This window comes from Clostridium sp. JN-9 (assembly GCF_004103695.1).
Lineage (GTDB): Bacteria > Bacillota > Clostridia > Clostridiales > Clostridiaceae > JN-9.
The window spans coordinates 2,269,662-2,290,392 of sequence record NZ_CP035280.1 but is presented as its reverse complement, the minus strand read 5'-3'; the positions used below and the strand labels follow the sequence as shown (position 1 = coordinate 2,290,392).

Annotated in this window: 19 protein-coding genes and 1 riboswitch; of the genes, 15 read left to right on the top strand and 4 right to left on the bottom strand. The window is 32.8% G+C overall.

Features of this window, described 5'->3' with window-relative positions; genetic code table 11:
- The first annotated feature begins 168 nt into the window (after positions 1-168).
- From EQM05_RS10910 to hcp, 10 genes are all read left to right on the top strand, one after another.
- The gene (locus EQM05_RS10910; RefSeq protein WP_128750064.1) at positions 169-2,241 is read left to right on the top strand and encodes a PTS sugar transporter subunit IIA; all 2,073 of its coding nucleotides are present in this window, start codon (positions 169-171) and stop codon (positions 2,239-2,241) included.
- A 20-nt stretch (positions 2,242-2,261) separates the two neighbouring features.
- A complete protein-coding gene (locus tag EQM05_RS10905; RefSeq protein ID WP_128750063.1) occupies positions 2,262-2,717 on the top strand; it encodes a PTS sugar transporter subunit IIA in 456 nt (151 codons plus the stop codon).
- 26 nt (positions 2,718-2,743) lie between these two features.
- Complete coding sequence (locus EQM05_RS10900) at positions 2,744-3,580, top strand: class II fructose-bisphosphate aldolase (RefSeq protein WP_128750062.1); 837 nt, start codon at positions 2,744-2,746, stop codon at positions 3,578-3,580.
- 12 nt (positions 3,581-3,592) lie between these two features.
- Positions 3,593-4,279, top strand: coding sequence for a triose-phosphate isomerase (locus EQM05_RS10895; protein WP_128750061.1), 687 nt, complete (start codon positions 3,593-3,595; stop codon positions 4,277-4,279).
- A 25-nt stretch (positions 4,280-4,304) separates the two neighbouring features.
- Entirely contained in the window at positions 4,305-4,826 is a 522-nt protein-coding gene (locus tag EQM05_RS10890) for a secondary thiamine-phosphate synthase enzyme YjbQ (RefSeq protein WP_128750060.1), read from the top strand.
- 100 nt (positions 4,827-4,926) lie between these two features.
- Positions 4,927-5,211, top strand: a complete 285-nt coding sequence (locus EQM05_RS10885; protein WP_128750059.1) for a PTS sugar transporter subunit IIB — start codon at positions 4,927-4,929, stop codon at positions 5,209-5,211.
- 37 nt (positions 5,212-5,248) lie between these two features.
- Positions 5,249-6,607 carry a PTS transporter subunit IIC gene (locus tag EQM05_RS10880; RefSeq protein WP_128750058.1) on the top strand — a complete coding sequence of 453 codons (1,359 nt, stop codon included), beginning with the start codon at positions 5,249-5,251 and terminating at the stop codon, positions 6,605-6,607.
- A 40-nt stretch (positions 6,608-6,647) separates the two neighbouring features.
- Complete coding sequence (locus tag EQM05_RS10875; protein ID WP_128750057.1) at positions 6,648-7,151, top strand: hypothetical protein; 504 nt, start codon at positions 6,648-6,650, stop codon at positions 7,149-7,151.
- The gene (locus EQM05_RS10870; RefSeq protein WP_128750056.1) at positions 7,144-7,821 is read left to right on the top strand and encodes a class II aldolase/adducin family protein; all 678 of its coding nucleotides are present in this window, start codon (positions 7,144-7,146) and stop codon (positions 7,819-7,821) included. Before EQM05_RS10875 ends, EQM05_RS10870 begins: the two co-directional genes overlap by 8 nt.
- A 146-nt stretch (positions 7,822-7,967) precedes the next feature.
- A complete protein-coding gene (hcp, locus tag EQM05_RS10865; RefSeq protein WP_128751104.1) occupies positions 7,968-9,578 on the top strand; it encodes a hydroxylamine reductase in 1,611 nt (536 codons plus the stop codon).
- Between the two features lie 99 nt (positions 9,579-9,677).
- On the opposite strand, the gene EQM05_RS10860 is transcribed toward hcp, so the two are convergent.
- Positions 9,678-11,618 (bottom strand): oligopeptide transporter, OPT family, encoded by a 1,941-nt coding sequence (locus EQM05_RS10860; protein ID WP_128750055.1) that lies wholly within the window; start codon positions 11,616-11,618, stop codon positions 9,678-9,680.
- 333 nt (positions 11,619-11,951) lie between these two features.
- Between EQM05_RS10860 and EQM05_RS10855 the strand changes: the two genes are divergently transcribed.
- The 5 genes from EQM05_RS10855 (at position 11,952) to thiE (ending at position 16,461) form a co-directional block, all read left to right on the top strand.
- Positions 11,952-12,785, top strand: a complete 834-nt coding sequence (locus tag EQM05_RS10855; protein WP_164917268.1) for a GNAT family N-acetyltransferase — start codon at positions 11,952-11,954, stop codon at positions 12,783-12,785.
- Between the two features lie 40 nt (positions 12,786-12,825).
- A riboswitch (TPP riboswitch) is annotated at positions 12,826-12,935 on the top strand.
- A gap of 69 nt (positions 12,936-13,004) precedes the next feature.
- A complete protein-coding gene (gene thiD, locus EQM05_RS10850) occupies positions 13,005-13,829 on the top strand; it encodes a bifunctional hydroxymethylpyrimidine kinase/phosphomethylpyrimidine kinase (RefSeq protein ID WP_128750053.1) in 825 nt (274 codons plus the stop codon).
- Positions 13,822-15,048 carry a putative hydroxymethylpyrimidine transporter CytX gene (cytX, locus tag EQM05_RS10845; protein ID WP_128750052.1) on the top strand — a complete coding sequence of 409 codons (1,227 nt, stop codon included), beginning with the start codon at positions 13,822-13,824 and terminating at the stop codon, positions 15,046-15,048. The genes thiD and cytX overlap by 8 nt, the downstream gene beginning before the upstream one ends.
- Positions 15,015-15,851 (top strand): hydroxyethylthiazole kinase, encoded by an 837-nt coding sequence (gene thiM, locus EQM05_RS10840; RefSeq protein ID WP_128750051.1) that lies wholly within the window; start codon positions 15,015-15,017, stop codon positions 15,849-15,851. Before cytX ends, thiM begins: the two co-directional genes overlap by 34 nt.
- Positions 15,841-16,461 (top strand): thiamine phosphate synthase, encoded by a 621-nt coding sequence (gene thiE / locus EQM05_RS10835; RefSeq protein ID WP_128750050.1) that lies wholly within the window; start codon positions 15,841-15,843, stop codon positions 16,459-16,461. The genes thiM and thiE overlap by 11 nt, the downstream gene beginning before the upstream one ends.
- A gap of 625 nt (positions 16,462-17,086) precedes the next feature.
- Here thiE and EQM05_RS10825 read toward each other — a convergent pair.
- The 3 genes from EQM05_RS10825 to EQM05_RS10815 all read right to left on the bottom strand — a co-directional run bounded on the left by EQM05_RS10825 (position 17,087) and on the right by EQM05_RS10815 (position 20,620).
- Entirely contained in the window at positions 17,087-18,316 is a 1,230-nt protein-coding gene (locus EQM05_RS10825) for an MFS transporter (protein WP_128750049.1), read from the bottom strand.
- Between the two features lie 48 nt (positions 18,317-18,364).
- Entirely contained in the window at positions 18,365-19,117 is a 753-nt protein-coding gene (locus tag EQM05_RS10820) for a winged helix-turn-helix transcriptional regulator (protein WP_128750048.1), read from the bottom strand.
- A 183-nt stretch (positions 19,118-19,300) separates the two neighbouring features.
- Positions 19,301-20,620, bottom strand: a complete 1,320-nt coding sequence (locus EQM05_RS10815; protein ID WP_243108173.1) for an aminotransferase class V-fold PLP-dependent enzyme — start codon at positions 20,618-20,620, stop codon at positions 19,301-19,303.
- Positions 20,621-20,731: the final 111 nt, after the last annotated feature.

Below are 20,731 nucleotides of genomic sequence, written 5' to 3'. Positions count from 1 at the left end.
TTTATTAAGATTTATTAAAAAATACTGTTTATAAATAGCAGAAAATTAAGATAATAATTAGTATAAATTGCTTCTCATCAGTGGAAGCGTTTTCATCTTTTATATTTTGACAAACTATGATAAATTATTCTCAAGAAACAAAAGTAAATAACAAGGTGGGTGTTAGGAATGTATAAAAGAACTTGTGAAATTATAAAAATCATATATGAGAGACCCAATGAGTTTGATATTAAGGGACTAGCACAAACCTTAGGTGTAAGCATAAGGACAGTTCAGGCAGATATCCAGGAAATCAATGAATATTTTAATTCTAAAGATTTAGCTTCATTAGAAATGGCAGATAACAGGTTTTCTATAGCAAAAACAAATAAATCCATATATGAGACACTTAATACAATCAGCTTTTATGACTATAGACTATCAAGAGATGAACGCTTGATAATAGAAGCTCTTTTACTAATATTTACACCTAAGCACATAATTTTGCTTAATATTGCTGAATTTATGTATGTGTCTCGTTCAACAGTAATAGGTGATTTAAAATATCTGAATGATTTTTTAAATGGTTATGATCTTTCAATAAATACGCAGACAAATACGGGTATTTGTCTTAATGGGTCTGAAATTGATGTGAGAGGTTTGTTTATAAGTATCCTGGTGAAATATGAATATTTATACAGCTTATTTTCTCGTCAGGAAGGAACAAAAAATATAAAAAGTGGAGATGCAAAAGTCATTGCCACAGAAAAAAATATAATTCTTCAAAATTTAACATCTGAAGCTGAAGGTTATTCAGATCTACAGCTAATGGAATATTCCTTTAATATGTTGATAAATTATTTGAGCATGGCCATTTTTAGGATAAAATCTGGTAAACATCTTAAAGATTATGATCAAAAAAATACAGATGCCAACAACAAATTAGTTCACAGGTTATATAAACTTATATGCCAGCATTTTAACATTGAATACAATGAAGATGAACTGGCATATCTAAAAGACTTTTCTTCAAATCTAAAATATTTGAAAAAAAGCAGCAGTGTTGATGAAAGCAGGGAGATAGTAAAGATACAAACTATAACCAGATTGTTTATTATGAATGTATCTCAGGCTTTAAATCTTCCTTTGTATAGGGATTATGAACTTTTTAAAAGCTTATCTAATCATTTAGAAAGGGTATCTGCCAGTGGTTTTAAAAATTATACTGAAAATGGCGAGATTAACGTTATTATAGAGAAATATGATGATATTAAAAAAATAGTAACTGAAAATATTGATATCTTAAAACAATATATAAACAGGACTATTACTAATGAAGAAATTTCATATATCGTTGTGTATATATGTGCTTCAATTGAAAAGATGAAGACTCAGACAACCAGCTGTAATGTGATTTTAATATGCAATAGCGGTATTGGAACAAGTCAGCTGTTAAAGTCAAAACTGCTTGAAAGGTTCGACTTAAACATAATAAATGTTATTCCTAAGCATAGATTAAGAGATTCTTTAAGCTGTGATGTGGACTTTGTTATTTCTACTGTAGAATTAGACAACGTTGATGTTCCTTATATCAAGATTTCTCCTCAATTAACTGATAGTGATTTTCTTAGGATGAGAAGGATGATTGATGACTATGGACACATTAACCTTGTGCAGTTTGCCAAGAATGATAGTTCAGATATTATCAATAAAATAAAGCCAATAATAAATAATGATGAATTACTTAATGTAATTAATGAAAGCCTGAATGATTACTTTACAAAAATAAAAAATGTGCCTTTGAGTCTTTCAAATTTATTAACTGAAGAGTTTATTCAGGTTGATGTAGAGGCAGATACATGGCAGCAGGCAATAGAGAAGGCTTCAATGAATTTACTAAATAAAGGATATATAAATAATAACTATATACAATCCATGATTAGAAATGTTGAAGAAAATGGTCCTTATATCGTAATTTCAGAAGGGTTTGCCATACCTCATTCATCTATTGATGAGGGCAGCGTGGGACTAGGTTTTAATTTAATTAGATTGAAAAATCCTGTGGTGTTTAATGCTGGAATTCTTGATCCAATAAAATACTTATGTGTTATAAATGCAGTGGATAATGAAAAGCATTTAAATGCTTTATTCCACCTTATTAATTTACTTCAGATCAGTGAATTTAAAGAAGCTTTAAATAAGGCAGAGACAAGTAAAGATATAGCAAAGGTTATAGAACTATTTGAAAGAAGAATACAATAAAAAAATGGGGGTTTTTAAACATGTATTTTAGTGAAGAAATTGCTTTTTTTAATCAATCCTTCAATAGCAAGGAAGATTGTTTGAAAAAGCTGGCAGATGAATTTTTATCAAAAGGTCTTGTTAAGGACACATTTTTCAAAGCTGTTATGGATAGAGAAAAGAGCTATCCAACCGGTTTAAATATAAATGGGATAGGTGTGGCCATTCCTCATACTGATGGCATTCATATAATAAAGCCTCAGATTGGATTCATGTCATTAAAGGAACCAGTAATTTTTAAAGACATGGTAGATGATAAGCATGAAATAGAAGTAAGTGCAATTTTTATGCTGGGACTGTTAAAATCTGAGCAGCAGATTAAGATGCTTCAGAAACTTACTGCATTATTTCAAGATGAAGTGTTATTGAAAAAGATTATAGCTTGTAAAAATATTCATGAGTTCAGAGACATAATAAAAAAAGCTAATATAGATTAATAATAAATTTTTAAGGAGATGGTATTTTGTTAGTTTCATCCAAAGAATTATTTAAGGCAGCAAGAAAAGATAATTATGCCATACCAGCACCAAATTTTGTAGATCAAGGCTCAATTAAAGCTTATATTGAAGTTGCAGAAAAGTTGGATTTACCAGTTATTTTAGCCTATGCAGAAGCACATAAGGAATTCCTATCCTTTGATGAGGCAGTGTATTTAGGTAAATATTATGCAGAAAAGGCAAGGGTACCAGCAGTTTTACATCTTGATCATGGTACAACTAAGGAGTTAATAATCAGAGCTATAGATGAAGGATTTAAATCAGTAATGATAGATGCTTCTATGGATTCCTTTGAAGATAATGTTAAGAGAACAAGAGAAATTGTTGAATATGCCCATCTTAGGGGAGTAGTTGTAGAAGCAGAAATAGGACATGTTGGTGGAGGAGAAGACTATAATAGCAGCCATAACAGCGGCGGTATCTATACCACTGTTGAAGAAGCAGAAAAATTTGTAGAGCTTACAGAGGTTGATTCTCTGGCGATATCCATAGGAACAGCCCATGGAGCTTACAAAGGAAAGCCTGTTATAGATTTTAACAGATTAAAAGAAATTAGAAATGCCATAGATACACCTTTGGTACTTCACGGAGGCTCATCAACAGGAGATGATAATCTTGGAAGGTGTGCTGCCGAAGGAATAAGCAAGATAAATATCTATACTGATTTAGTTACGGCTGCATTTACTAAAGCAAAAGGAACTAAATTTAATGATTATTATGAATTACGAAATGCACAAGCTCAAGGCATGAAAGAATGCTTAGAACACTATTACCATGTATTTCATACAAAAAAATTTAAATAAGAAGGTGAGAAAATGAGAAAAGTAAGGACACCATTTTTAATAGTAAATCCAAAATCATATTTATATGGGGAAGAAAGCTTAAAACTTGCCATGGCTGCTGATAAGCTTGCTGAAAAATACGGCGTAGAAGTATTCTTTACTGCACCTTTCGCAGATTTATCAAATATTAAGGCTCATACAAAAAATCTTATAGTAACAGCTCAGCATATGGATCCACTGGTTCCAGGCCGTGGAATGGGGCATGTATTACCTGAGTCATTAAAGGCAGCTGGTGCTGAAGCAGTATTTTTAAATCATGCAGAGCACTCTCTTACATTAACTGCTTTAGTAAAGACCATTAAAAGAGCAAAAGAACTTGGAATTATAACTATAGTTTGTGCAGACTGCTTAGATGAAGCTAAGGCTATAGCTAAGTTAGGTCCTGATATATTATTATGTGAACCAACCGATTTAATTGGTACTGGAAAGACAAGCGGCTTTGATTACATCGTTAAAACCACAAAAACCATAAAAGATATTGATGAAAACATTTTGGTTATGCAGGCATCAGGAATAACTACTGGTGAAGATGTTTATCAGACCATAGTTCATGGCGCTGATGGAACTGGTGCAACAAGCGGGATACTCAATGCTCCAGACAGAGTAAAAAGAATAGAAGAAATGATACAGGCAATTATTAAAGCTAAAAATGAAAAATAACATAAATAAGATTGGAGGTCATAGCATGAATATTTATAAAGAACAAATTAATTTAACCTCTCATGGAGAAACACCAAGCTTTTTTGATATAACTCCATCTGTAAAAGAAATAATAAAAAATAGCAAAGTGCAAAATGGCATCTGTGTTGTAATTTCTCCACATACAACCTGTTCTGTATTCTTTGAAGAATTTGTTCATGATTATACTGAAAATGGTGATGAATTTCTTCAGGCTGATTTAAATAATGTACTTAAAAAAATTATTCCTGACAATATTGCAGAGGGGCAATATAACTATCCTGGCGAAAAACATTACGAAGCTGTTGCATCATGGCCGGATGCAGAAGCTTATCTTCCAAATGGTAATCGTTCTGCTCTCTTAAACTGTGATGCACACTTAAAAGCAACACTACTTGGCTCCAGCCAGACATTTGAGGTTGATAATGGAGAATTGGGAGTTGGAACAACAGGTTATATTTATTTTGTAGATTTTGATCGTACAAGATCTCGTAGTCGTAAATGCAGAGTTATTGTATTAGGTGAATAATAAAGCACAGATATATTACTGTTAATTGTAAACGGTATAATCAAATTTATTTCTATAATAATATATAAAATTTTAAAAATAGAAGGGAAAGTGACAATAAATGAAAAGAATATTATTAGCATGCGGTGCAGGTGTCTGCACATCTACAGCAGCAAGAGTTAAGGTTGAAAAGATATTGGATAGCAATGGTTATAAAGGACAGTATAAGGTAGATCAGTGTAAGATAGCTGAGGTACCATCAAAATCTGCCAATTTTGATTTTGTTGTTGCAACAACTATGAAACCAAATGGTGTAAAGTGCCCATTTGTAAGCGGTATATGCTTTTTAACGGGAGTTGGAGTTGATAAGACAACTAAGGAAATATTAGAACTCATGAAAAAATAAGATCTTATTAATCAAAATAATTAAAGGGGTGTAAGTTATGTCATATATATTGTCGTTCTTTAACTTTATACAAGGCTTAGGGCCAACAGTAATGATGCCAATTATAATATGCATTTTTGGAATAATTTTAGGTACAGAAAAAGGTAAAGCATTAAGGGCTGGATTAACAGTAGGTGTAGGATTTATAGGCTTAAATTTGGTAATTGGGGCACTGTCTACTAATTTAGGACCGGCAGTAGAGCAGATGATTAAACGTTTTGGATTATCATTATCTGTCATTGATATTGGCTGGCCAGCAGCAGCAGCTATTGCCTTTGCATCAACAGTGGGCATGATAATAATACCAGTGTGCCTTCTTGTAAATATTATAATGATATTAACAAATACAACTCAGACAATAGACGTTGATATTTGGGATTACTGGCACTTCGCATTTACAGGAGCACTGGTTGCAGTAGTTACTGGAAGTCAGACCATTGGTTTAATAGCAGCTGTTTTAAATATGATAATAATCATGGTAATTGGAGATTATACAGCTCCAGGAGTTGAGAAAACTTTGGGATTACCAGGTGTTTCACTTCCTCATGGATTTACCGCAGCATATGCACCAATAGCTGTAGTAATCAATAAAATTATCGATTTGATTCCTGGAGTCAGGAATATAGATATTAATGTGGATAAGGTTCAGGAGAAATTTGGAGTATTTGGAGAACCAATAATGGTTGGATCAGTGTTAGGACTTGCAATTGGTGCTATAGCAGGCTATGACATCACTAAAGTGCTTCAACTTGGAATCACTATGGGAGCTGTGTTAGTTCTTATTCCTAAGATGGCTTCTCTATTAATGGAAGGTTTACTTCCAATTTCTGATGCAGCTTCTGAATTTATTAGTAAGAGATTTTCCAACAGAGGAAAGATGTATATAGGTCTTGATTCAGCAGTTGGTGTAGGGCATCCATTAACACTTTCTGTATCACTTATACTAGTACCCCTAACAGTATTCATGGCTGTTATCCTTCCTGGAAACAAGGTTCTTCCATTTGCAGATTTAGCAGTTATTCCATGGATGTTCGTTTTAATTACTCCTGTAGTTAATGGTAACGGATTCAGAGCTTTAATAAATGGTATAGTTATATTAGCATTGGGCTTATTGATTTCTACTGACCTGGCACCATTAATAACTACAGCAGCCAGAAGCGCTAAATATGCATTGCCTTCAGGTGCTACACAGATTTCAAGTATATGTGATGGTGCAAATCCATTAACTTGGGCAATTGTTCGCTTAAATGATCTTGGATGGATTGGTATGGGTATAGTGGCAGTTGTAGCTATAGGATTAGCATTACTCAATAGAAAAAGAATAATAAAAGAAGCTGCAGAATTAAAGCAGGCCTAACTATAGAAATACTTTAATATATAAAAAATAAAGGAGTAATATGATTAAGGAATATGTATTTGATAAAAAAATGTTTATAATCAGAGTAATTTATGCAGGAATTTTAGCAGCCATTGTTTTTACATTTGGAATTTATAGTATAATCGGTGGCTCAACTATGAAATATCTTTGGATGTTCATATGTTTTATATGTATATACACATTAATTACTAATTTTATAGCCATAAGCTATCCTGAAAAAATAGTTATAGGCAATAATGCAATAAGTTTTTCAGCTTTTAACCAATCTCATGTTTACTCCAGAAAAGAATTAATTGGTTTTAAAATTAAAGAACAGCAGCTAGCAAAAAAAATGTATATAAGAGTAAATAAACCTTCATTATTTAAGGGAAGGTACTGGATAGATTTAAAAGCATACAATAACAACAAAGATTTAGAAAAATGTCTTTTAGAAATTGAGGAAATTATACATCCTGATTCTCTAAAGGCAAATATAAAAAGAAACAATGCAATGTATAAGGAAAGGAAAAGGAAAAATGTATAGTAAAGAAAAAGAGGAAGTCATTAAGGCTGGTATTAAGCTTGATAGATATGGACTAATTGCACTTTCAGGAGGAAATGTAAGCTGTAAGGTTGATGAAAACAGAATATTAGTAACTCCTTCAGGAATGATATATGAAGACTTAGCGGCAGATGACATAATTTTAATGGACTTATCTGGACAGGTTATTGAGGGAAATAGAAAGGCATCAGTGGATACAAAGGCACTTCTATATATCTATAATAATATGCCACAGGTTAATGCGGTTATTCATACACATCAACCTTATGCAACTGCAATAGGTTTAGTTCAGGATGAGTTTAAATGTAATTTAACTACTCTTGCCAATGCAGCAAAAGGATCAGTTAATGTATGTGCTTTCTCATCAGCTGCAAGCCAGCAGATGGGAATAGAAGCAGTTGAAAATTTAAAAGGGAAACTAGCTGTAATTTTAAAGCATCATGGTGTAATTGCAGTAGGTGACTCATTGAAACAAGCTTTATATTCCTGCATTTATTTAGAAGAAGCTGCTAAAACTTACTGTGTAGCAAGATCTATGAGCAATGATGTTGCAATGATGACTGATACTCAGATTGAGCAGGCAGTGAGAGTGTTTGATTATTATGGACAGGGAAAAGAAAATGTTCCTGATTCACTGGTAAATAATATATAAAAAAAAGCGGTTTAATAACCGCTTTTTTTTATAATTTGTAACTAGCGTTACGGATTATATTAGAGTTATCTAGTAGTATATAAGCATAGTAAATAAAAAATAAATTACAGAAATAAATTTAAATTGAAAGGTGGAATCGTCACATGATGTTTTGTTACCAATGTCAAGAGACATCAGGAGGAAAAGGATGTACTTTAGGAGGAGTATGTGGTAAAAAACCTGAAACTGCAAATCTTCAGGATAAGTTGATTTTTGCAACCAAATCTCTTTCTGTATATACAGTAAAGGCAAGAGAGCTGGGAGTATTAGATAAAAAAGCAGATAGATTTATTATAGAAAGTTTATTTATAACAATAACAAATGCAAACTTTGATAATAATAAAATATTAGATAAAATAGAAAAATCCAAACAACTAAAAAAAGAAGTTAGAGATGCAGTAATAGCAAAGGGCTGTGATGTTTCAGAATTAGACAAACTTGCAGACCAGGAAAATAAAACAGGTGTTCTTTCAACTGAAAATGAAGATATAAGATCTTTAAAAGAATTATTAACCTATGGACTAAAGGGAATGGCTGCATATTTAGAGCATGCAGATAATCTTGGTTATGCTGATGATGAGACTAATGGATTCCTTCAGAAAGCTCTTGTAGATACACTTAGAGATGATTTAGGAGTAGACCAGCTGGTTTCACTTGTATTAGAGTGTGGTAAATATGGTGTTAATGCTATGGCCTTATTGGACAAAGCAAATACAACAACTTATGGCAATCCTGAAATAACAAAGGTTAATATTGGTGTAAGAAATAATCCAGGAATATTAATAAGCGGACATGATTTAAAGGATATGGAAGAATTATTAAAGCAGACACAGGGCACAGGAGTAGATGTATATACACATGGTGAAATGCTGCCTGCTAATTACTACCCTGCATTTAAGAAGTACAGCAATTTTGTAGGTAACTATGGAAATGCATGGTGGAAACAGAATGAAGAATTTGAAAGCTTTAATGGTCCAATTTTAATGACTACAAACTGCCTGGTGCCTCCAAAGGATTCATATAAATCAAGAGTATACACAACTGGCTCAACTGGATTTGATGGATTAAAACACATTCCTGACAGAAAAGATGGACAACCAAAGGACTTTTCAGAGATAATTGAACATGCTAAAAAATGCGCTGCTCCTAAGGAAATTGAAAAAGGAGAAATCGTTGGCGGATTTGCACATAATCAGGTTTTTGCTTTAGCAGATAAAATAGTTGATGCTGTAAAATCTGGAGCAATTAAGAGATTCTTTGTTATGGCCGGATGTGATGGCAGAATGAAGAGCAGAAATTACTATACTGAGTTTGCTGAAAAGCTGCCAAAGGATGCAGTTATATTGACAGCAGGATGTGCAAAATACAGATATAATAAATTAAACTTAGGAGATATTAACGGAATTCCTAGAGTACTTGATGCTGGCCAGTGTAACGATTCATATTCATTGGTACTTATAGCCTTAAAGCTTAAAGAAATATTTGGACTTAAAGATGTAAATGAGCTGCCAATATCATATAACATTGCATGGTATGAGCAAAAGGCCGTTATAGTACTGCTTGCACTGCTTTCATTAGGAGTTAAAGATATACACTTGGGACCAACACTTCCTGCATTCCTATCCCCTAATGTGGCTAAAGTTTTAATAGATAACTTTGGAATTGCCGGAATAACAAATGCTGAGGATGATGTAAAAATGTTTATGGGTGAAAACTAGTCTTTGGGTATTTAAATAAAATTACTATGGTATAAAGTTAAATAAGAAAGGGAAAATGTATCATCGTGTACATTTTCCCTTTAAGTTTATTTAAGTTTTTTAGCTTACTTTGTTGTCAATCTTAACTGTATATTTGTAAATCCAAGTACATAGCAAGGTAACTATAACTGCTGCAATCCAAGGATTTGATGCAGCATCTCCAAGTAATCTTGGACCAAATGCTACTGTCTTGTCAACTCCAAAAATAGCAAATACAGCAATTAGAATACCAACCAGTGCATCTCCTGCAACAAGACCAGATGCAAGCAGAACGCCTTTTTCTGTTTGTTCCTTTAGCTGAGCATCGTCATTTCTGAATTTTCTATCTACTAATACTCTTACTATACCACCAATTAATACTCCAGCACTTAAGTAAATTGGAAGATATAATCCAAGTGCAAATGGCAGTACAGGAATTTTCATAAGTTCACACATTACTCCAAAAGTAATACCAATTATAACTAAAGCCCAAGGAAGCTGTGAACTCATTATTCCTTTAACAACCAATGACATTAATGTTGCCTGAGGAGCAGGAACAGCCTTTGATCCTATGGAATAAGCTTTGTCTAAAAGGATTATGATATATCCAACAGCTCCGGCAGAAACAGCAACTGCAGCAAGCATTGCAACTTCAAGATGTTTAGGTGTTCCACCAATTATAAATGTAGTCTTTAAACTTTGAGCAGCACCACCTGCAATTGCAGTAGCAACACAAACTATTGAACCAGCTAAAATAGCAGCTATCATTCCTGCATTGCCTACTTTTCCTGTAGCTTTTAATATTGCAGTTATGAAAAGCAATGTAGCAATTGTCATACCAGAAATTGGGTTATTTGATGTACCTATTATTCCAACAAGTCTTGCAGATACAACTGCAAAGAAAAATGCAAATATTACTGCAAATATTGCACCAACAGCTCCAATTTTAACATTTGGCACAAATGGAACCAGCCATGTTAAAATAAATACAAATATTGCTGCTCCTATAACCCAAATCATTGGAACATCAATATCAGTTCTCTTTTGACTGCTCATTTTAGCTCCAAATCCGCCCATAGCAGATTTAAATGACTTAACAATAGTAGGTAATGTCTTAATTATGCTTATAAATCCACCAGCTGCAACAGCACCAGCGCCAACGTATCTGATGTAGGTGCTCCATATTGTCATAGCATCCATATCCTTAATTAATTTTGCTGAAGGGAACAATGGAGCTGCAAGTCCGGCACCAACATATTTAATTAATGGTATAAGTCCAAAGAAAGCAACAAGTGCTCCAGCAAACATATACATACCTATTTCAATACCAACTATATAACCAACACCAATTAATGATGCTAAAATATCGGCACCAAAAACTGTTCCCTGGAATGGTTTTATTGTCCAGGATGGCTCTTCTGTCCATAATGCAAAGCCTCCGGAAAGTAATTTATACCCTCCGCCAACTGAAAGCCCTGTAAGCATAGTCTTTAATCCATGACCGCCTGCGCTGCCGCTTACCAGTACTTCAGAAGCTGCCATACCTTCAGGGTATACTAGTCTCCCGTGTTCTTCTACAATTAAATATTTTCTTAATGGTACTACGAATAATATACCAAGTAAGCCGCCTAATATTGAAAGTATTATTATTGTAGTAATGGTTAATTTAGTTCCAAGTAAAATAACTGCAGGAACTATAAAGATAAGACCGCCTGCCAATGATTCACCCATTGATGCCATTGCTTGTATCACATTTGATTCAAGAATGTTATTTCTTTTAAAGATTCCTTTTAGTATTCCAGTTGCTAGAATTGCTGCAGGAATACCAGCAGCTATGGTCATACCAACTTTAAGACCTAAATAGGTATTGGCTGCACCAAAAATAACTGCAAATAAACATCCCATAAATATTGATACCGCTGTCATCTCTGGCATGGCCTCAGTTACGGGCACGTATGGTACATAATCTTCTCCCTTAGTACCACCGTAAGCTGCGTGAGAAAGTCCTTTCTTTTCTATCATATACAAACCTCCTTAAAAAATATATAATTACTTTTTGAATACATACAATAATGTTAATGTATTCTTTATAATTATTGCATATTGCAATTAAAATGTCATATTCATTATTCTTAATTTTTAGCAAAGCAAGCTGATAAAACTGAGTAATTTAGCATTTTTGATATAAATAAGCAGACATTTATTAAATTTTATAAGTTTAATTTTAATTATTATACAAAAATTAAACAATTGTTAACAAATTTTAAAAGTAATTTCAAATAAGTATTTACATTTATGTTAAAAGATGATATTATAATTTGCAATTTAACATTAAGATTTTTAAGGGGGATGCTTATGAAAGATGAATTCAGGCTGCTTACAAATAATGATAAAAATCGGGTTATGGATTATTTAAGAATGAATGCTATTGGAACAACCTTTCTTTACGGAAATGTGGTTCAGTTTGGGCTGGAGAATAATAAGGACATAAGAAGATCAGCGGATTATTATGGATATTTTAAGAATGGAGAACTTAAAGGAATACTTCCATTTTATAATCTTGGAAGCTGTATTCCTCATTATAATGATAAAGATGCTATTGAATATTTCAGTGAAAAAATGAAGGAAAGAAATTTTTCATTTTTACTAGGAATGGCTGATTTAATAAATCCTTTGTATGAAAAAATAAAGGATTATAAAACTATTCTGGAATATTCTGATGACAGTTATTTTGTAAATGACAACTTCAAACCTTTTGTTATGCAGAATATAGATATTGTTAATGATAAGGACTTACCACTGGATACTGCTGTTGCATTTTTAAAGGAAGTAAATGAGCAGGGTTTTAATAGAATAACCAGCAAAGATGAAATCATAAAAACCATGAATGAAAGATCAGAAGAAGAGGATTCAGTGGTGGTTTTAGTAAATGGTAAAGCTGTTGCCCATGCTAATATACAAACTTTTACTGATAAAATCAATCAGATTGGAGGTGTCTATACTTCAAAGGATTATAGAGGAAATGGATACTGTAAAGCTGCAGTTTCAGAGATTTGCAGAAGAATATTAAACAGAGGTAAAGTACCCACCCTTATGGTAAGAAAAAATAACACTCCTGCTGTTAACGCATATAAAGCATTAGGCTTTAATCACTATTGTGATTATTTATTAATTGGTTTAAAATCTTGATAAGTAAGTGTTGTTTGTGATATTATTATGAAAAGAATAAAGTCAAGCACAGGGGAGCTGGAGGTGCCAGCTGAGAGTGAGAACCTAATTTCTTAGACCCTATACCTGATCTGGATAATACCAGCGTAGGAAGTTGTTAACTAATGTATTGTATTATTAGGCGCAAATCCTGCAGATTTGCGCCTTTAGTATTTCCAATAAAAAGGGGAGGATAAGATTATGAAAAATGTATTAACTATAGCTGGCTCTGATAGCTGCGGAGGCGCAGGTATTCAGGCTGATCTAAAGACTTTTAGCGCAAATGGAGTATATGGCATGAGTGTTATTACAGCAGTTACAGCACAAAATACAAAAGGAGTATTTGCTGTTCAGGATATGGATGAAAGTATTATAAAAGCTCAAATAGATGCAATCTTTACTGATATTAAGGTAAGTGCAGTTAAGATAGGAATGGTTTCTAAAATATCAACTATTGAGGCTATAAGTGAAAAATTAAAACAGTACAAGCCCAGTCCAGTAGTTTTGGATCCAGTAATGATTTCTAAAAGCGGCTTTTCACTTTTAAAGCCTGAATCTAAAACAGCTTTGATAAAGGATTTAATTCCCTTGGCTACTATCATAACTCCCAATATTCCTGAAGCAGAGGAAATATTAAAGGAAATTTCATGGGACATAAAAAATATAGACACAATAGAACAAATGGAATTAGCAGCAAAGGAAATATATAAATTAGGCTGCAGTAATGTGCTGCTTAAGGGAGGACATTTAGAAAATGATGCTACCGATGTGCTTTATGACGGTGAAAATATAACCTATTTCAGGTCAAATAGGATTAATACAAAAAATACCCATGGAACTGGCTGCACTTTATCTTCAGCCATAGCATCACAATTGGCACTGGGTCTTAATATTATTGATGCTGTAAAAAAAGCTAAGGAATATATAACAGTGGCTATTGAGCATTCTTTAGACATTGGCCACGGTGTTGGGCCAACAAATCATTTTTATACACTATATAAAAGGGCAGGTATGCTGAATGAGTAATACAGAAGAAAGAATAGGCTTTTTTACATTTTTGTTTTTATGGTTTGGAGCAGCAGTATCAATTGCAGAGATACTTACTGGAGGGTTAATTGCACCCTTAGGCTTTAAAGCTGGATTAGTTGTGATTTTAATTGGACATTTAATTGGTGTAAGTATTTTTGTTATGGGAGGTATAATTGGAACAAGAGAAAAGATACCTGCCATAACTTCTACCAGCATTTCCTTTGGAGTGTACGGTTCATATTTATTTTCTATTTTAAATGTGCTTCAGTTAATAGGCTGGACAGCAGTTATGATAAAGTCAGCAGCAAATTCAGTTAATCTTATAACTAAATCACTATGGAATTTTGATAATTTTATTATATGCTGCATAGTTATCGGCTTACTCACAGCAATTTGGATATGGTTTGGAAAATCAGGCATGAAAAAATTAAATAATACAGCAGTAATTCTTTTATTTATATTAACATTGGTAATGGGAGCTGTAATATTTAAGGATGCATCTCTTTTTACAAAGAAAGGCAGCGGCACCATATCAATTGGAGGTGCACTGGAATTAAACATAGTTATGCCTTTATCATGGCTGCCTTTAATAGCTGACTACACCAGGTTTGCTAAAACTGAAAAACAAGGTGCTTTTGGAAGCTTTTTAGGATATATGCTTGGCAGCAGCTGGATGTTTATAATTGGACTGGGAGCAGCCATTGTTTCAAACAATGCTGACCCATCAGCCATGATGCTGGCAGCTAATTTAGGAGTGGCTACACTGGGAATCGTTGTACTGTCAACAATTACAACTACATTTATGGATGTATATTCTGCAGGAGTGTCATTTTTAAATATTGTGCCAAAGTTTAGTGAAAGAAATATAGGAGTTGTAATGGCTTTTATAGGTACTGTGTTAGCTGTTATTTTCCCAATTGAGAACTACGAAGGATTTTTATATGCCATAGGATCAGTATTTGCACCATTGTTTGCAATACTAATAACAGATTATTTTGTTATAAAGAAAAACACTAAACTTCAGGAGAATGTTCTTTTAAACTGGGGCGCTTTAGTAGTATGGATCATAGGCGTAATTTTATATTATGTATTTATTAAATTTGATTTGGTATTAGGAGCTACAGTGCCAGTTATGATAATAACAGGATTAATCTACACTTTATGCTGGAAGGGGATAAATAAATGGAAGCTTGTAAAAAAATCTCAGAATTATTAAGCAGATTAAAGATAAAAAATCCATTAGTGCATCATATAACAAATTATGTTACGGTAAATGACTGTGCAAATGTAACCTTAGCAATAGGTGCTTCACCGGTAATGGCAGATGACATTAGTGAAGTAAAGGATATGGTTTCCATAGCTTCTTCACTGGTTATAAATATTGGAACTTTAAACAGCAGAAGTGTGGAATCAATGCTGGCTGCAGGTAGAAGAGCAAATGAGCTTAATATTCCAGTGGTTTTTGACCCAGTAGGTGCAGGTGCTACACCATACAGGACAGAAGTCGCACGAAAAATTATCAGTGAAATTAAATTAGCAGTTATAAAAGGAAACTTATCTGAAATTGAAACCTTATATGGATTAAATGTTAAAATTAAAGGTGTTGATTCCTTAGAAGATGCTTCATCAAAAAGAGAAGGCTTAAGCGAAGAAAAAGAAATGGCAAAGAATTTTGCAGTTAAATTAAATACTGTTATTGCAATTACTGGAGCTATTGATATCGTCACTGATGGAAAAACTGTTTATTCAGTTGAAAATGGACATAAAATCATGTCAAAGGTAACTGGAACAGGATGTATGTGCACATCCCTCATAGGGAGTTACCTTGGAGCTTCCAAAGATTATTTAACAGCTGCCCTGGCTGGGGTTGTTTCTATGGGAATTGCAGGAGAAACGGCCAATGAACAGTTAAATAAAGAAATTGAGGGTACAGGTTCTCTTAAAGTAAAAATGCTTGATGCTATATACAATCTATCATCAGAAACCATTTTGAAAAGAGGTAAGATATATGAAGAATAAAGTAAATTACAAATTATATTTAGTCACTGACAGAGATCTTTTAAAAAATATTGATATCTGTACTGCAGTAGAGCAAGCTATACAGGGCGGAGTAACACTGGTTCAGCTTAGGGAAAAAGAATTAAGCTCACTGGAATTTTATAATACTGCCTTAAAAGTAAAAAAAGTTACTGATAAATATAATATTCCACTTATAATTAATGACAGATTAGATATTGCACTGGCAGTGGATGCAGCAGGGGTTCATGTAGGACAAAGCGATATTCCTGCAGCAATTGCAAGAAAATTAATAGGACCCGATAAAATATTAGGTGTTTCCACTGCTACAGTAGAGGAGTCTATAGAAGCAGAAAAAAATGGAGCAGATTACATTGGAGCAGGAGCTGTGTTTCCAACATCCACAAAGCTTGATGCCAGAGCTGTTACAGTTGAAATGCTTAAAAGCATAAAGAAAAATATAAAAATTCCTGTAGTTGCCATTGGCGGCATAAGTGAAAATAATGTACAGTCACTTAGAGATGCAGATATTGACGGAGTTGCAGTGATATCTGCCATTTTGGGAAAGCAGAATATTAAAGAGGCTTCAGAAAGTTTATTAAAATTAATATAATTTTTAAGGTGTAACTATATAGTATATTCACATATGCAGGCTGTAGGAATTGTCAATGACCATTTAACAAGCTGCTTCAGATTTAAAACAAAGATTAAAGATTAAAGAACGTAAATAGATCATGTAAAATTAAATCTATTTACGTTCTTTTTATATATGGATGAAATAAAGGCATTGAAGATTGCCTTTCAAAAGTAAATATTCAAAATTGCATTGCACATCAAATTTGTTACCAAGTAATCTATAGCTCTTTTAAATAATAATGTTGATATGAATAGGACAATCCCTTACTGGCAATATTCGAAATACATATACAAATATGAGAAATGCTGAAATATGTTTTAATTAACCTGTCCCTAACGGGGATTTGTTACTTTATCAACACTATTGAATAAAAGAGCCTTATAACTAAAGCAGGAAAGATTAAAGAACACATAACAAATATTGTTGTTTCAAAGGGCAGCCTGCCGGCTTAGGATTTCCTAAATCCTTTTAAGCCCAATCCAATTAACTATAATTGAAATCATCTTTGGTTATTTATACCTAATGATTCACTCAGACAATTGAATTTTAAGTTTTTCTGTAAGAAAAACTACATTATTTGTTCTTTAATCTTTAATCTTTGTTATTTATCCTTCAAGTCTCCAAGCATTACAATTAATGAAAGGGACGCTGTTACTAAAGCAGAAATGATGAATGTAGCTGATACGCCAAATTTTGTACTTAAACTTCCTGCAAATAAACTTCCTATAGGTGTTACGCCTGAAAATACTAATGCATAGACGCTCATTACACGGCCCCTGTATTCATCAGTAGCAGCAAGCTGGATCTTCGAATTAGCAGTTGTTGAAAATAAAACATTAAATACACCTATAATAAATAGAAACAGCATACATAAAGAGTAAATTTTTATTTCACCTATTGAAAAAAGCATTATTGAAATTAACAGTGAACTGGTATACAGTAATGCTTTTTTAGGCTTTTTACTTTTAGCAGCTACTATAAGTGCAGCAATTAAAGATCCTGCACCCATGGATGACATTAAATACCCAAATCCCTGAGAACCTTTATGTAATACCATCTTTGCCTGAAGAGGGATTAAAACGCTGTAATTCATTGCAAAGGTTCCAACTATTCCCACTAAAACTACAGTTTTATATATATCAGGGGTTTTAGAAATATAAATTAAGCCTTCTTTTATTTCGGAAAGAATAGCTCTGTTCTTAGCTGGCTTTTTTGATAAACCATTTACTGATATTTTAGTTATTCCATATAATAATGGTAAAAAACTCAAAGCATTAATAAAAAAACACAAAGGGAAACCTAAGTAATTTATCATAAGGCCTGCAACACCTGGACCTATAAGCCTGGCACCATTAAACATAGATGAGTTTAATGCTATGGCATTCATTAAATCACTTTTCCCTACCATTTCTATAATAAATGACTGTCTTGTAGGCATATCCACAGTGTTGGCAATACCCAGACATGTGGCTAAAATCAAAATGTGCCAGTACTGAATTTTATTGGTATAAACTAAAATTGCCAGTATTAATGCCAGAATCATCATGGTAGTCTGAGTAATCATGAGTATGGTTTTCTTTGGATATCTATCTACGGCTGCACCAGCAAATAAAGAGAAGAGGAGGATGGGCGTAAACTGTAATGCTGTAACAAGACCTAATTTAAAAGCTGAATTAGTTAAAGTTAATACAAGCCAAGACTGTCCAGTATTTTGAATCCATGTTCCAATTAAAGAAATACAGGAACCAATAAAAAAATATCTAAAATCCTTATGACATAAAGCTGGGAATGTACTTTTTAGTTTAAGTAAAAATGCTGGTGGATTCTTCATGTTTTTCACATCCTTACGTGAGAAGTAATATTTAGTAAATATACATTATTATGGGGCAGGTAAAATGTTCTTGGAACTTTCTTTTAGATAATTAATTACATTTAAACGGAGTTTATCCGTTAAATAATCACTAAAGGTTCCAATAGAAATTGATGCCATTAGTTTATTATTATGATTATAAACAGGTACAGAAATCCGCCTGGTTTTTTTTGTAATTATGCCCATATCATCGGCGTATCCATTTTTTTTAAAGAAATCTAAGAAACTATCAATGGTGCTTCTTTCAGGAACAATGGTTTTTTCTTTTGTAAATGGTATGCTGTATTCTATAAATTTTGAAAGCTCAGGTTCTTTTAACTCTGAAAGAAATATTATTCCCCATGGCCTTGAAAGGTAGTTCCGCAAAGTTTTACCCTGATCCATTAGTGATATGTTATCTACATTTGCTGATTTATCCAGGCAAATCATTTCTTTTTCACCATAGCCTACAAGAATTGAAGTAACACCAAAGGATTCATTTAATTCCCGTAATATTGGATTACACTGGTTAATTAATGTTCTCCATGAGGATTCCTTTTGTGCCAGAGCATAGGCTTTTAAGCCTGGTTCGTATTTATTTCCCGAGTTTTTAGCTATATAGCCGTATTGCAGCAAAACTTTTAATAGCCTGTTTACACTGCTGGAATTTAAATTTACTTTTTCAACTATATCATTAAAGCCAATTGATCCATTCTTTGAAATTATATCAAGTATATCTAAGCCCCTTGAAAGAGCAGGTGCAGGAGAATTAGCATTATTCAAAATATCACCGCCATAAATTTACTGCCATATATGAAAGCTAAACTATCATATATGATAATATAATTATAATATTAAGATATAAATATGGCAATGCTGATATATAGATATTTACTTTTTGTATAATAAAAAAACTGTCTCTGCATAAAATTAAATTTATACTTTTGAGACAGAATTATATTTTTATTATATATCATCATAGAGCCTTTTATGGGAAATAATATACTGCAGCACTTTAACCAGTCTATCAATTTCATTTATATCATTATATAGACCAAAGCTTAATCTGACGAAGCCTGGTTTTTTATCATCTGGATTTTTCTTGTACTGTTCTATTTTTTCCTTTGGAATGGTCAACAGCCTCTGAACATATGGCTGAGCACAAAAGCATCCGCTTCGCACAGCAATACCAGCCTTATCTGAAAGTATACCAGCAATTACAGAATGATGAATATCTTTAACATTAAAAGGAATTATACTAACTTTGTCACTATTGTGTGAAACATCTATAAGTTCAATTCCATTTATTGATTTTAATTTATTACTGGCATAATTTAAGAGATAGTCTTCATAATTACTTATATTGTTCATTCCAAGTGAATTTAATGTTTTAATTGATGCAGCCAGAGCTACAGCACCTATAATATTTGGTGTCCCAGCTTCAAATCTATTTGGTGCATTATCCCACATAACATAATCATCTGTTACTATTTTAACAGTTCCCCCTCCTCTGTAATGAGGTTCATTATACTGAAAGACTTCTTTAGGGCCTATAAGAACTCCTGTACCAAAGGGTGCATACATTTTATGAGCAGAAAATGCTGAAAAATCAATTTTCTCATCTTCATTATCACCTTTCATGGAAAATGGCTTATGAGGTATTAATTGTGCGCCATCCACTAATATCTTTGCACCATAACTGTGTGCAAGTTTAGCAATTTTGTGAATCGGATTTATGCAGCCTGTTACATTGGATGCTCCAGTAATTGATACAAGCTTAATATTTTTATTTTTTTTAAGCTTATCCTCTAAATCTTCTAATTTTAATCTGCCAAATCTGTCGACTTCTGCATATATTACTTTAAATCTGTTTCTCCAGGGAAGATCATTAGAATGATGCTCCATTTTAGTTGTAAGTATAGTTAAATCTTTATCATTATCCCAAAGAGAACAGCAAAGCAGATTAATAGCTTCCGTAGTGTTTTTAACAAATATTGCTGTATCTTCTTCCAAATCTGCATTGACGAACTGCAGCACTATTTTCCTGCAGTTTTCATAAGTGTTAGATGAAAACTCTGATTTATAGCCTGTACCTCTATGGATAGATGAATACCATGGAGAGAAATTATTTATTTCATCCATTACAGTTATAAAAGGAGGTGTTGTAGCAGCATTATCAAAATTTATTGATGTAATATAACTACCATTGCAAATGGGAACTTTTTCATCAACACCTACAATTAAATTTCTATATGGTGATAAATTCATATAATACAAAGTAAACATTCCTTTCATAATTATAATACTTTTGTTAATATGTTATGTAATTAACAGCAACTAGGGAACAAATATATGAAAATATCTTATATATATATGATTTCTGAATAAAGTTATAAA